Source organism: Mycobacteroides abscessus ATCC 19977, assembly GCF_000069185.1.
GTDB lineage: Bacteria > Actinomycetota > Actinomycetes > Mycobacteriales > Mycobacteriaceae > Mycobacterium > Mycobacterium abscessus.
The window spans coordinates 1,090,396-1,103,094 of record NC_010397.1 but is presented as its reverse complement, the minus strand read 5'-3'; the positions used below and the strand labels follow the sequence as shown (position 1 = coordinate 1,103,094).

14 protein-coding genes and 1 tRNA gene are annotated in these 12,699 nt (G+C 64.9%); 4 read left to right on the top strand and 11 right to left on the bottom strand.

The window, feature by feature from the left end:
- Positions 1–342 precede the first annotated feature (342 nt).
- The 5 genes from MAB_RS05670 to MAB_RS05650 form a co-directional block, all read right to left on the bottom strand.
- A tRNA-Ala gene (locus tag MAB_RS05670) sits at positions 343–418 on the bottom strand.
- 49 nt (positions 419–467) lie between these two features.
- Complete coding sequence (gene sepX / locus MAB_RS05665; protein WP_005082897.1) at positions 468–1,481, bottom strand: divisome protein SepX/GlpR; 1,014 nt, start codon at positions 1,479–1,481, stop codon at positions 468–470.
- A gap of 248 nt (positions 1,482–1,729) precedes the next feature.
- A complete protein-coding gene (locus MAB_RS05660; protein ID WP_005092841.1) occupies positions 1,730–2,383 on the bottom strand; it encodes a GNAT family N-acetyltransferase in 654 nt (217 codons plus the stop codon).
- A gap of 92 nt (positions 2,384–2,475) precedes the next feature.
- Positions 2,476–3,783 (bottom strand): molybdotransferase-like divisome protein Glp, encoded by a 1,308-nt coding sequence (gene glp, locus MAB_RS05655; protein WP_005063361.1) that lies wholly within the window; start codon positions 3,781–3,783, stop codon positions 2,476–2,478.
- An 11-nt stretch (positions 3,784–3,794) separates the two neighbouring features.
- A complete protein-coding gene (locus MAB_RS05650; protein ID WP_005082898.1) occupies positions 3,795–4,724 on the bottom strand; it encodes a UTP--glucose-1-phosphate uridylyltransferase in 930 nt (309 codons plus the stop codon).
- Positions 4,725–4,783: 59 nt separating this feature from the next.
- Between MAB_RS05650 and MAB_RS05645 the strand changes: the two genes are divergently transcribed.
- The 4 genes from MAB_RS05645 (at position 4,784) to mscL (ending at position 6,922) form a co-directional block, all read left to right on the top strand.
- Complete coding sequence (locus tag MAB_RS05645) at positions 4,784–5,392, top strand: 5-formyltetrahydrofolate cyclo-ligase (RefSeq protein ID WP_307784790.1); 609 nt, start codon at positions 4,784–4,786, stop codon at positions 5,390–5,392.
- Positions 5,393–5,451: 59 nt separating this feature from the next.
- The gene (locus MAB_RS05640; RefSeq protein WP_005082900.1) at positions 5,452–5,778 is read left to right on the top strand and encodes an FmdB family zinc ribbon protein; all 327 of its coding nucleotides are present in this window, start codon (positions 5,452–5,454) and stop codon (positions 5,776–5,778) included.
- 64 nt (positions 5,779–5,842) lie between these two features.
- A complete protein-coding gene (locus tag MAB_RS05635; RefSeq protein ID WP_005066393.1) occupies positions 5,843–6,517 on the top strand; it encodes an SAF domain-containing protein in 675 nt (224 codons plus the stop codon).
- A 9-nt stretch (positions 6,518–6,526) separates the two neighbouring features.
- Positions 6,527–6,922: a large-conductance mechanosensitive channel protein MscL gene (gene mscL / locus MAB_RS05630; protein WP_005063375.1), complete on the top strand. Its 396-nt coding sequence runs from the start codon at positions 6,527–6,529 to the stop codon at positions 6,920–6,922.
- 24 nt (positions 6,923–6,946) lie between these two features.
- Here mscL and MAB_RS05625 read toward each other — a convergent pair whose 3' ends face one another.
- From MAB_RS05625 to MAB_RS05600, 6 genes are all read right to left on the bottom strand, one after another.
- On the bottom strand, positions 6,947–7,615 hold the full coding sequence (locus MAB_RS05625; protein WP_005082902.1) for a porin MspA: 669 nt from the start codon (positions 7,613–7,615) through the stop codon (positions 6,947–6,949).
- Positions 7,616–8,077: 462 nt separating this feature from the next.
- Positions 8,078–8,749: a porin MspA gene (locus MAB_RS05620; protein WP_005082903.1), complete on the bottom strand. Its 672-nt coding sequence runs from the start codon at positions 8,747–8,749 to the stop codon at positions 8,078–8,080.
- 303 nt (positions 8,750–9,052) lie between these two features.
- Positions 9,053–9,256 carry a hypothetical protein gene (locus MAB_RS05615; RefSeq protein ID WP_005092836.1) on the bottom strand — a complete coding sequence of 68 codons (204 nt, stop codon included), beginning with the start codon at positions 9,254–9,256 and terminating at the stop codon, positions 9,053–9,055.
- Between the two features lie 4 nt (positions 9,257–9,260).
- Positions 9,261–9,758, bottom strand: coding sequence for a MogA/MoaB family molybdenum cofactor biosynthesis protein (locus MAB_RS05610; protein ID WP_005063383.1), 498 nt, complete (start codon positions 9,756–9,758; stop codon positions 9,261–9,263).
- A 35-nt stretch (positions 9,759–9,793) separates the two neighbouring features.
- Positions 9,794–11,107, bottom strand: a complete 1,314-nt coding sequence (locus MAB_RS05605) for a S1C family serine protease (RefSeq protein ID WP_005073821.1) — start codon at positions 11,105–11,107, stop codon at positions 9,794–9,796.
- Positions 11,108–11,148: 41 nt separating this feature from the next.
- The gene (locus MAB_RS05600; protein ID WP_005082904.1) at positions 11,149–12,684 is read right to left on the bottom strand and encodes a HAMP domain-containing sensor histidine kinase; all 1,536 of its coding nucleotides are present in this window, start codon (positions 12,682–12,684) and stop codon (positions 11,149–11,151) included.
- Positions 12,685–12,699 lie beyond the last annotated feature (15 nt).

Below are 12,699 nucleotides of genomic sequence, written 5' to 3'. Positions count from 1 at the left end.
CGATGCGCTCGATTTCATGTCTGACCCTGCGGCAACCTACGCCAGCGGCACCGATTCGATTCGCCGGAACCTCAACGAGACCTACTACCAGCGCATCTTCCTCGACGAGGAAGGAATACAGGCAGGCGAGCTAAAACCACCATTCGACGAGTTCCACGCTGCATTGGCCATGACAAAGGAGAGACGAACAACCGTCACAACATCGACATCAACAACACCGCCTACGAAACAAGGCCCCCTTGCGGGAGGAGCCTTGGATCGAGTATCGCACGATCGTTCATCTTCTGGACTAGCTCTTGCCCTTACCGACATCCTTTCGGACGCGGATCGAGTAAGACCTCTTGGTGGAGCTAAGGGGAATCGAACCCCTGACCTTCTCGATGCGAACGAGACGCGCTACCAACTGCGCTATAGCCCCAAGACGCTAAGACCTTACCAGCCGTCTCGCGTCTCACCGAATCGGATCGTTACTGGCCGACAGCATGCGGCATGCGGTACTGCCGCGGCTCGTCGTAGTAATCCAGGTGTTCGAAAACCGGGTCCTCATCATCGATTTCGAGGACGGCCGCACCCGGGCGGCGTAGGCGCTGCGGCACCACGTCCAGCTCACGATCCGCGACGTTCTCCACACCGACAACCCGCGCACGCTGGTAGCGCGCGGCGCGGCGACGGCGCAGCTGCTCCTCGATGCGGGTCTGACGGCGCAGGTAGCCAAGGTAAAGCACCGAGAGCACCCCGAATCCGCCGCAGACCCACCACGCGGTGCTGGTAGCGGTCGCGGCCAGCAGCCCGGCGACGACCATCGCGCCCACCAGGCCCATCAGCACCCGCTTACGGAAGGCGAACTTGCGCGCGTTCTCCTTGGCCATGACCTCGGGGTCAAACCGGCGACGCCGCGACGAGCTGTAGACCGGCGGAGCCTGGTGACGTTCCCGCGACGGCTCGGCAGCGATGGCCAGACCCGACGTATCGTCGACGTACTCATAGGTGCCCGAATCGGTTTCGGCTCCCGTGTGCGCGCTGGGCGCCTCCTCCAGGTCCTCAAGTTCATCGGACAGTGTGGCCTCGCCCGCCGGCAGCGCGGTGGCGTCCTCGTCGACGACGTCGACATCGACGGGCTCGTCGGCCTCCACCTTCTTCTCTGGGCGAACCTTGCGCACGGCCATGGCCTTGACGGCCCGGGCCGCGTCCTTGTCGTCCTCGCTGGGCTCGCTGGCGATCACACCGGTCGACTCTTCTTCGTCCTCGTCATCGAGCTCGTCGATGTCCTCGCGGCGGAAGTCCGGGTCGCTGCGGTGGCCGGCGGCGGGGCCGGTACGGCGCAGCAGCTTGGCGGCCTTCCCGTTCAGGACCCGCGTCGCGAGGGCGACATCGCTCGTGCGCTTGACCACGTCACGCTTGTTGATCAGCATCGGCACCAGGACGAACAGCCACAGCACGACCAGTCCGATCCACAACACCGATTGGGGGATGCTCGGCATCTCGGCCTGCTCCTTTCTGCGCGCTCTCCGTGCGTCTACGTCTAAGCCTCAGGTCAAGGCTAGGTTGGCGATCTACGCACGTTACGAGGCGCGCCGATACCAATTACACACCTGTAATTCTACAGGGGCAAGCATCACAGGCCCCAATAGTCACATCAGTCTCAGCAATCTCACGGCGAACAGATGCTCGTCGCCCCGAAAGCCCAGGAAACGCCTGCGCGAAGCCTCTACTCGCGCACGGAAAAGGGTCAGACCCAGCTGGCGTTGCCGGAACGTACCAGCGTCGCGGCGACAGACCCCCGCACCTCTTCGACGGTCATCGCCACCAGCAAGTGGTCCCGCCAGGCACCGTCGACGTCGAGGTAGCGCTTGAGCAGGCCCTCCTCGCGAAAACCGACCTTGGACAGCACCGCACGACTGGCTCCGTTCTCCGGCCGCACCGTTGCCTCCACCCGGTGCAGGGTGACGGGTCCAAAACAGTGATCGAGCCCCAGCGCCAGCGCCGCGGTCGCCACCCCCTGCCGGGTCACCGTGCTGACCACCCAATAGCCGATCCACGCCGACCGCAACGCGCCGTGCGCGATATTGCCGATCGTCAGCTGGCCGACGAACTGTCCGTTCAGCTCAATGGCACAGGGAATCATCCGGCCCTTGCGCGCCTCGGCCCGCAGACCCGAACACAGCGCCGGCCACGACGACACCCCGTGGCGCGCCATCCAGTCGATCTCCGACGACGGTTCCCACGGTTGCAGATGCGACTGGTCGGCCAGCCGGGCGCGGCTCCAGGCCATCCCGTCACGCAACCGGATGGGCCGCACCGACACCACCCCGGCGGGCACCCTCAGCTTCCCGAGCAGCATCGGCCATCCGGGGTGCGCACTCTCCTGACGCCAGACACTCATGCGCGCTCCTGGTCTTCGCGCAAGCGGCTCATCCGCGCTCCTGGTCTTCGCGCAAGCGGCTCATCCGCGCTCCTGGTCTTCGCGCAAGCGGCTCATCCGCGCTGCGCCAGGAACGCGACCTCGACGATCTCGCCCGTGCGGACCTGCTCCACCTCGGCGGGCACGATCACGAGGCAGTTCGCCTCAGCCAGCGTCGCGAGCAGATGCGATGACGCACCGGGGGCGCCCAGGATCTGCACCAAATACTCGCCGTTGTCCTGATCGCGCATCAGCTGCCCGCGCAGGAACCCCTTGCGTCCGGCAATGGAAGTAATAGGGGACACGGTGCGCGCCTGAATAATTCGGCGTTGCGACTGCCTACGGCCCAATGCCAGCCGAATCAGCGGCCGCACCATCACCTCGAAGACCACCAGCGCACCGACCGGATTGGCCGGGAGCAGGAAGGTGGGCACCGCGTCACGGCCCAGTTGCCCGAAGCCCTGCACCGACCCCGGATGCATGGCGATGCGGCCTACCTCCATATCGCCCAGCGCCGAGAGTGCCTCACGAATACCTTCCGCCGCCGCACCGCCGACGGCACCGGAGATGACGACAACCTCGGCCCGGTTCAGCTGGCCCTCGACCACCTCGCGGAACGCGGCGGGCTCCGCACTGACGATGCCCACGCGGTTGACGTCGGCGCCGGCATCACGGGCCGCGGCCGCCAGCGCGTAGGAATTCACGTCGTACACCTGGCCATTGCCCGGAGTCCGGTCGACGTCGACAAGCTCACCGCCGACGCTGATCACCGATAGCCGCGGACGGGGATGCACCAGCACCCGGTCGCGTCCCACCGCGGCCAGCAGTCCTACCTGGGCGGCACCGATGATGGTGCCTGCGCGCACCGCGACGTCACCGGGCTGCACGTCGTCGCCGGTGCGCCGCACGTAGTCACCCGAACGCACCGCGCGCAGCACCTTGACGCGCGACTCGCCCCCCTCGGACCAGCGCAACGGCAGCACCGCGTCCGCCAATGTCGGCATGGGGGCCCCGGTCTGCACACGCACCGCCTGTCGCGGCTGCAGACGGGTCGGTGTGCGCTCCCCCACCCGCACGGTGCCGACGACCGGTAGCTCGACCGTTCCGATCTCGCCCGCGGATTCCTCAATATCGTCCTCGTCATCGGGGCTGCCGCCCTCGCCCGGACTGATCACGCGCACCACGCCGCCGGCGGCCTGCACATCGACACTGCGCACGGCATATCCATCGATGGCGGCTTGGTCGAATCCCGGCAACGGCCGGGCTGTCACTACTTCCTCGGCGCACAACAAACCCTGGGCTTCGGCGATCGCCACCCGAACCGGGCGTGGCGCGACCGCAGCCGCCGTCACCTTGGCCTGCTGCTCCTCGACCGAACGCACTGGTGCCTTTCTTACTCCGACTCCGGCAGCACGGACGATTCCCGGCCGAGCCGCTCGACCAGCCACTCCCGCAAGCCCGGACCGTAATCGTCGCGATCCAACGCAAAGTCAACAGCAGCCTTGAGATAGCCGCCGGGATTTCCCAGGTCGTGTCGGGATCCGCGGTGCACCACAACATGCACCGGATGCCCCTCGTCGATCAACAAAGCGATGGCGTCGGTGAGCTGCAGCTCGCCGCCGGCCCCGCGCGGGATCCGCTTGAGCGCGTCGAAAATCGCGCGATCCAGCAGGTAGCGGCCGGCCGCCGCGTAGTTCGAGGGTGCTTCCTCGGTCTTTGGCTTCTCGACCATTCCCTTGACGCGCAGAACATTCGGGTTCGCGGCGTCGGGCACGATCTCGACATCGAACGCACCGTAGGAGCTGATCTCGTGCGGGGGCACCTCGATGGCGCACAGCACCGAGCCGCCGCGTTTGGCCCGCACCTTGGCCATGGTCTCCAGCACGCCGCGCGGCCACACCAGATCGTCCGGCAGCAGCACCGCGACGGCATCCTCGTCGTCGTCGAGAACCGACTCCACGCATCCCACCGCATGCCCCAGCCCCAACGGCTCGGCCTGCACCACCGACTGCACCTTGATGAGCGCCGGAGCCTTGCGCACCTTTTCGAGCATGGCGTGTTTACCGCGCGCCTCGAGTGTGCCTTCCAGCACCAAGTCTTCGACGAAGTGCGCGACGACGCCGTCCTTGCCCTCGGAGGTGACGATCACCAAACGTTCGGCGCCGGCCTCGGCGGCCTCCTCGGCCACCAGTTCGATTCCGGGGGTGTCGACCACCGGAAGCAGCTCCTTGGGCACCGTCTTGGTGGCCGGCAGGAACCGGGTGCCCAGGCCCGCCGCGGGCACAACCGCGGTTCGGGGAATCAACACGTCAGGTCCCGTCATAGCCACTCACCCTAACCACTGACCCGGGAATTCCGCTGGCAAGGCGGTAGCGTCACGGAATCGGCACTTCTCAGAACATCAAGGAAGCCCTGCGGCAACAGATTGTGCAGGCACGACGGGCGATATCGCCTGCTGAGCGCGAAAAGCAAAACGATGCGCTCGCCGCGCATGTCCTCACCGCGGTCTCAGGGCTTTCCGTGATCGCCGCCTACCTGCCGGTGGGGTCCGAACCCGGATCGGTGCGGATGCTCGACGCCCTGCTGGACCGCGGGGTACGGATTCTGCTGCCCATCGCCCGCAATGACGAGGCAGGCATCCCCATGGCGCTGCGCTGGGGGTACTACGCGCGGGAAGAACTGGTCGATGCCCCTTTCGGTCTACGGGAACCCGCCAACCCGGTGGCCGGTTCGGCCGCCGCCCTCGCCGAGGCTCAGCTTGTGCTGGTCCCGGCGCTCGCGGTGGACAAGCAGGGCAACCGGTTGGGGCGGGGCGCCGGCTTCTACGACCGCTCCCTGGGCTTCGCCGCGCGGGCGACGCCCCTGGTCACGCCGCTATTTGTCGGCGAGATACGCGATGAGCTCCCGGCGGGACCACATGATGTCCCGATCACCCATGCGATCACGGCGGACGGATTGGTCACACTCGGCGCGGGGACGTGGCAGACCTAGCACTCCAAGCGGTAGAGTGCTAGTGGCGTTTCACGGCTTGCCAGTTTCGGAGGACCCCCATGCCCACCTATTCCTATGCATGTGCCGACTGTGGCGACAAGTTCGACATCGTGCAGTCGTTCACTGACGATGCGCTGACCGTGTGCCAGAAGTGCTCGGGCAAGCTGCGCAAGCTGTTCAACTCGGTGGGCATCGTGTTCAAGGGCAGCGGCTTCTATCGCACCGACAGCCGCTCGGGCAGCGTGGACGCCGCCACCAAGAGTGACGCCGGAACCAAGAGCGAATCCAAGTCTTCCTCGGACTCCTCCGGTTCTTCGTCGGCCGGCTCGTCGTCTTCGTCGAGCTCGTCCAGCTCCACCGCCACCGCGTCCGCCGCCGCCGGCTGACGAGTTATCCACAGCGAGAAATTCTCTGCTGACGCGGGGATGTGCGTCGCCTTAGCGTGAGGGCATGGCCCGATCACCTCTCGATCCCACTGCACTGCAGCGCATATCGGCGGCACTTCGTCCCGATTGGGCCCGCACGGTGCTGGCTCGCAGGATCGCGGCAGCAATTCTGGTGCTCTTCGCGGCATTACTGGCATTTCGCCCCGACCCGGCCGATGACCGCGCCGAGGTGGTGGTCGCCGCCCGCGACCTGTCTCCCGGCACGATCCTGAGCAGTGACGATGTGCGGCTTGAAAAGCGTTCCACAACAATCCTTCCCGACGGCGTACGCACCGAATCCGCCACACTGTTCGGCGCGACACTGGCCGGACCGGTTCGTCGCGGCGAAATGCTGACCGACGTACGGGTGTTGGGTCCCCGATTGGCGGAGTCGGCCGCCGGCAAGGACGCCCGCATAGTGCCTGTACCGCTGGCCGACGCCGCCACCGTAGACATGATCCGTACCGGAGATGTGGTCGACATCTTGACGGTGGCCGGACACGAGCCGGGTGCGGCGCGCGACACCCCTGCCGAGCCGACGGTCCTGGCGAGCGGCGCGGTGGTGGTGCTGGTGTCGCCGAAGCCCGCCGCCAAAGGCGTTGGGACCGAAAGGGTGGTAATGGTCGCATTGCCGCCGCAGCAGGCAAATCGTGTCGCCGCAATCGCGCTAGTGCAGGCGGTAACGCTGACCTTCCGTTAAGGTCGGATCATGCTTAAGGGATTCAGAGATTTTCTGCTGCGTGGCAACGTCATTGACCTCGCGGTTGCGGTGGTCATCGGAGCGGCCTTCACCGCGCTGGTCACCAAGTTCAGTGACGCCATTATTCAGCCGTTGATCAATCGGATTGGCACGGGCCCGGATTCGGATCACCCTGCGCTCAAGGTCGGCATCGGTGGCGGGCAGTATCTGGACTTCAACGTCCTGGTGACCGCGACCATCAACTTCGTCCTGATCGCGGCGGTCGTCTACTTCCTGGTTGTGCTGCCGTACAACACGATCAAAGAACGGCTGGCCAAGTCCGGCGAAGAGCCTGCTGCCCAAACCGAGGCAGAGCTGCTCGTGGAGATTCGCGACCTGCTGGCTGAGCAGAAGAAGGCGTCCTAGCGCCTTCTTCTGCTCGTGCCGCCACTACTTCATGTCCCAGGTCTCGCCGTAGGTGGTCACACTGTCCCCGGCGGAACTGATCAAACGCGCGTAGGGACGAAGCAGCACACCACCGGCCGCACCGGTCACGGTGCCGTGCGCGTTGGACACCGCCACCGCACCCTTCGGACCGGCGATAGCCACTGAGAAGGTGGCGACTTCCTGAATGCCGGGGCCGTTGCCCAGGTCGACATTGATACCGGCACTGGGCAACAGGTTGGTCGTCTGCACATACGAGGCCTCGGGAGTACCGCCGAACGCGTTCGGAATACCGTAGAGAATCGAGGTGTTGGGCGTCGTGTAGTTGAAGTTCAAACCCACACCCAACGACCACGGGTAACCCACCTGGTAACCCAACTCCAAGGTGCCCTCGAAGGTGTCCGAGCCCGCACCCGTCACTTCGTACGCAGCGCGACCGGAGTGGAACCACTCACGCGTCAGGCGGTTGCGGTCCAACGGAAACACACCGTTGAGAAAAGTGTCCCACTGCTGGATCCGCAGCAAGCGCCCCTTGCCATCAACCAGCGTCAGTTCATCGTCTAGACCCGCATGCGCCGTACCGGTGCCGATAACCGTCAGGCCCACCATGCCGACGACGAGTATCAGTGACGTGAGGGTGCTCTGCACAACCCGCCGGATGCCAACCGTTCTCATTTGGTTCCCTCAATTCTCGGGCGAATGAACGCCAGGGCAAATGCCTACCTCGCCAAGACCACATTGTTGCTCAGGCGGGCCAAACGTAACGGCTAAATCATCTCTGTGAGTTTCTTGAATGTTTCGGGGAGGCTAACTCACAGCAGATACACAGATCCCGTGTACATGCAGTGTCCTATGACCATGGACCTATTCAGTAATGGCGACTACTTCATATCCCAGGTCTTGCCGTACGTAGGCCACGCGGAACCGATCAAACACGCGTAGCGGCGAGAAAGGGCGCGGGCACATCCCGACCCCGGCGCCGTCCGCATTGTCAGCGCAACAACACCCTTGCGCCCGACGTTGCCCCAAGACCGGCCCAACGGCCGCGAACACCGCGACGAGGCATCGCGAGCAACCGTCCGCGAAATGACCGATATGGGGTAGGCCTTGGCGCCTGGTTGCGGCAGGGATACCTGCCTACTTCATGTCCCAGGTCTCGCCGTAGGTGGTCACACTGTCCCCGGCGGAACTGATCAACCGCGCGTAGGGACGAAGCAGCACACCACCGGCCGCACCGGTCACGGTGCCGTGCGCGTTGGACACCGCCACCGCACCCTTCGGACCGGCAACCGCTACCGAGAAGGTGGCGACTTCCTGAATGCCGGGGCCGTTGCCCAGGTCGACGTTGATACCAGCACTGGGCAACAGGTTGGTCGTCTGCACATACGACGCTTCGGGGCTACCGCCGAACGCGTTCGGAATACCGTAGAGAATCGAGGTGTTGGGCGTCGTGTAGTTGAAGTTCAAGCCCACACCCAACGACCACGGGTAACCAACCTGGTAACCCAACTCCAGGGTCCCCTCGAAGGTGTCCGAGCCTGCGCCCGTCACCTCATAAACCGCACGGCCCGAGTGGAACCACTCACGCGTCAGACGGTTGCGGTCCAACGGAAACACACCGTTGAGAAAAGTGTCCCACTGCTGAATCCGCAGCAAGCGCCCCTTGCCATCAACCAGCGTCAGTTCATCATCTAGACCCGCATGCGCCGTCGCCGTCGTCGCAATGAGAGCAACAAGAGTCATAAGCAGAGCGCCGACCGCCAGCACACCGCGGCGGGCCCAGCCCGATACCTTGCCCAACAGCTTCATTCTGTTCCTATCAGTCCCCTCATGGCGAACATGAGAATTTCCTTAGCGACGGACAGAAGGACGATATCGGCACGGTGACGGCGCGGCAATCTGAACATTCGATCTGGTAGCCCTCGCATCACCTACCCCCAGGCGGGCCTGTGAGCCGGAAGTTAGCCAAACCCAAGACGTCCGCAAGTTAACATCCGGGTGAACAATGAATTTGCTGGAAAACAATCAGAGAGCATCGGGGAACCTGCACCCCGGATGGGTATCCGTGATTGGCGACCTGCCCCATTTATGCATTCGATATGCGGGAATTCCCTAGCCGTGATGAGGCGGAACGTTGTCACGCAACCATTGGTCGCCCTCACGCGCACCGTGTGAGTCGTTCATGTCACGTTCATCTGGACCCAGCGAAGGCATGGTCTGACCGAAGATCCGGTCGATGTCCGCATTGCTGGCAGTTGTTCCACCTTCACCATTTTTGTGGCGAAGGTCACAATCTCGGCTATCCCGAGGTGACACCCGGTCAGATCTCCAGACTAGATAGCTGCTCGATGATCTGAATCGCCATGGGCGTCAGCGTGGCCATGCCGTCACGCACCGCTGCACGCGAACCGGCGATGTTGACCACCAGCGTGCTACCCGAAATGCCCGCGACACCGCGCGAAAGGCCCGCCTCGGTGACGCCCGCCGCGAGCCCGGACGACCGGATCGCCTCGGCGATGCCCAGCAGCTCACGATCGAGCAGGGGCTGTGTCGCCTCGGGTGCGACATCACGCGGAGTGACGCCGGTGCCTCCGACGGTCACCACCAGGTCCACTCCACCGATGACCGCGGTGTTCACCGCGTTTTGAATCTCCGACAGGTCATTTTCGACAACCACCACACCGTCGACCACAAACCCGGCCTCGGCGAGCAGCTCGGTGACGAGCGGACCACTAGTGTCCTGGTCACCGTGGGCTGTCCTGTCGTTGACGATGACGACCAGAGATCGCCCAACCGGTCCTGCCTCAAGCTCTGCCATGGAAGCAACCGTAACCGTTCGCGGGGACATGGAGGTCATCGGGCGACCTCACCCAGTGTCACGTCGGCGGTCTTCTCCTGGCCGCCGTTGCCATCGGTATACGTCAATGTCACCTTGTCGCCGGGCGCTTTGGACCGCACCGCTGCCACGAGTCCATCGGCGCTGTTCACAGGGCGGTTGTCGACCTTCGTGACGACCGCCCCATTGGGGATGCCGGCCTTCTCTGCGGCGCCGCCGGCGACCACCTCGACGATCCGGGCGCCCTGGACCTCCTTGTCATTGCCTACCCGGACACCGAGCGAGGCGTGGGTGGCGCGGCCGTTGGTGATCAGCTGATCGGCGACACGTTTGGCCTGGTCGACCGGAATCGCAAAGCCGAGGCCGATAGATCCGCCCTGCGTTTCGCCGCTGGAGTCTCCGCCCATGGTTGCGATCGCGGAGTTGATCCCCACCAGCTCGCCGTTCAGATTGACCAGCGCGCCCCCGGAGTTACCCGGGTTGATCGCGGCATCCGTCTGGATGGCGTCCAGCACGGTGTCCTGATTACCGGCCTGCCCCGCGGTGAACACCGGACGGTTCAGTGAGCTGACGATGCCGGTGGTGACGGTGCCGTCGAGACCCAGCGGAGATCCGATCGCAACAACCGATTGGCCCACAACCAAATTCGCGGAGGAACCCAATGCTATCGGGGTGAGACCCGAGGCCCCGGTGATGCGAACCACCGCGATATCGGTGCCGGGATCGATTCCGACCACGGTGAATGGGGAGGTCTTTCCGCCAGCGATGGTGGCGGTGGTCTTGGCGCCGGGATCCCCCGCCGCCTGCACCACGTGGGCGTTGGTGAGCACCAATCCGTCGGCGGAGAGAATCACTCCGGATCCCTCTTCACTCGACCGGCCCATGATGGTTTCCAGCTTGACGACGCTCGGAAGCACTTTGGCCGCAACCTGTTCCACCGATCCGGCCGGTAGCGAGGCGACCGGCTGAGCAGCGGGCGGACGGCCCGGCGCGATGGGGGTCAGCCCGGTGCTGCTGCTGGTGACGACGGGTGCCTTGTGCTGACGATCGGCGACAACGGCACCGACCGTTCCTCCCAGACCGCCTGAAACCAGGGCCAGGACAACGGCGCCCACCACGAGCCCGCCGCTACTCCGCCCCTTGGGCTGCGCCTGCCGCTGCGGCTGCTGAGCCGGACGCTGCTGTGGCTGCTGCGACGGGTATCCGTACGACTGCCCCTGGTAATGGTGGCTGGACTGGGCGTGATGGTTCGGCGCCTGATGATGCCCATGTTGCCCCGAGTAGGAGCCGGACGGCCGGTATGCCCAGCTGCCGTGCGGGTCGTTGGTCATAGCTGCTTCCTCACCAGTCCTTCATAGGCGTTCGGGATCATCTAGCTTGGGCGCCACGCTGCCGGAACGGACTGAGAATCCACTGAGATCTCCCTCGCGTTCGGCCCAGAGTTCCGGCGGCCGGCCGTATCGCCCATGTTCGGCCGAACAATGGGTCCGGGCCTGCCCGGCAGAAGCACGTGCATGGATGTCCCGGGGGCCGGTTCACCGTCGATCACTGCACCGGGATCAGTCTCTTCAACCTTAATGGCGCCACCATGTTTGAGCACTACCTGCTTAACGATGGCCAACCCCAAGCCGGAGCCGGGCATTCCCCGCGCCGGGGTGGCCCGGTAGAACCGCTCGAAGACCAGGTCGCGTTCGGCCGGCGGGATTCCCGGGCCGTGGTCGGAAATGACGAGTTCGGCATGGGCGGCATCAACCTGCGCCAGCCGCACCGACACCGCGGTTCCCGAGGGGCTCCATTTGGCCGCGTTGTCGAGCAAATTGAGGACGGCCCGCGACAGTCCCGCCGCATCGCCGTACACCTGCCAGGGCTGCATCACGACATCGAATTCAATATCGTTGCGGCGGCGACGAACTCGCTCGAGTGTGCCCTCCACCACCTCAACCATGTCGACTGGCTCGTGCACGATGTCGGCGCCGTCTCCCCGTGCCAGATCGACCAGATCGCCCACCAGCGTGGACAATTCCTCGATTTGGGCGATCACATCTTGCTGCAGCGCCTGCATTTCTTCGTCAGGCAGCCTGGGAGCACCCGGCTGCATGGCGGCCATCAGCAGCTCGGTGTTGGTGCGCAGCGATGTGAGCGGGGTACGCAGCTCGTGGCCGGCGTCGGTCACCAATCGCGCCTGGCGGTCCCGAGACTCGGCCAGGGCGCGCAGCATCGTGTTGAAACTGATAGTGAGCCGCGCCAGCTCGTCGCTGCCGGTGACGGCGATAGGGCGCAGGTCATCGGTTCTGGCCACGCGTTCGGCGGCATCGGTGAGCCTCGCCACAGGACGTAGCCCGGTGCCGGCCACCATGGCCCCGGCCGCGGCTGCCACCGCGACACCCACGCCACCGACGATCAGCAGCACCCAGCCCAGCCGCCGCAGCACCGTGTCGGTGGGATCGAGCGATTTGGCCATGATCAGCGTGCTGCCGTTGTCGAGACGAAGAGCAAGCACGCGTTGGTGATTGACGGTACGCAGCGACTGCTGCAGATCGCCCCGGGTTACCGCCTGCTCGGGTGTGCCGTAGGGAATGGTTTGACCCTGCTGCGTCGCCGAGAAGGTGATGAGCCCCGGGAAGATCAGCTTGGCGTTGACGTCGGCCGAATATGCGGTGCCTTCGATGGCGCGGCGTGGATCGACCGAGAGCAACCCACTGCCGATCAGCAGGTTGGCGCGATCGTTGAGCTGCTTGTCAACATCGCGATACAACGCGGTGGACACCAGCAGGTACGAAGCGACGGCCATGAGCACCACGACCATCGCCACCATGGACATTGCGAGCAGCATCACGCGCCAGCGCAGCGATACCGATGAGCTGGTTGCCCGCAGTGGAGTAAATATGGCCGTGCTGGAGTCTCGCATCCGCCTCGGCATCCG

Bases quoted from the DNA above. Each gene is read 5' to 3' on its own strand.
- sepX (WP_005082897.1), bottom strand. From the start codon at position 1,481: ATGCCGAGCATCCCCCAATCGGTGTTGTGGATCGGACTGGTCGTGCTG.
- MAB_RS05660 (WP_005092841.1), bottom strand. From the start codon at position 2,383: ATGAGTGTCTGGCGTCAGGAGAGTGCGCACCCCGGATGGCCGATGCTG.
- MAB_RS05650 (WP_005082898.1), bottom strand. From the start codon at position 4,724: ATGACGGGACCTGACGTGTTGATTCCCCGAACCGCGGTTGTGCCCGCG.
- MAB_RS05640 (WP_005082900.1), top strand. From the start codon at position 5,452: ATGCCCACCTATTCCTATGCATGTGCCGACTGTGGCGACAAGTTCGAC.
- MAB_RS05635 (WP_005066393.1), top strand. From the start codon at position 5,843: ATGGCCCGATCACCTCTCGATCCCACTGCACTGCAGCGCATATCGGCG.
- mscL (WP_005063375.1), top strand. From the start codon at position 6,527: ATGCTTAAGGGATTCAGAGATTTTCTGCTGCGTGGCAACGTCATTGAC.
- MAB_RS05625 (WP_005082902.1), bottom strand. From the start codon at position 7,615: ATGAGAACGGTTGGCATCCGGCGGGTTGTGCAGAGCACCCTCACGTCA.
- MAB_RS05620 (WP_005082903.1), bottom strand. From the start codon at position 8,749: ATGAAGCTGTTGGGCAAGGTATCGGGCTGGGCCCGCCGCGGTGTGCTG.
- MAB_RS05610 (WP_005063383.1), bottom strand. From the start codon at position 9,758: ATGGCAGAGCTTGAGGCAGGACCGGTTGGGCGATCTCTGGTCGTCATC.
- MAB_RS05605 (WP_005073821.1), bottom strand. From the start codon at position 11,107: ATGACCAACGACCCGCACGGCAGCTGGGCATACCGGCCGTCCGGCTCC.
- MAB_RS05600 (WP_005082904.1), bottom strand. From the start codon at position 12,684: ATGCGAGACTCCAGCACGGCCATATTTACTCCACTGCGGGCAACCAGC.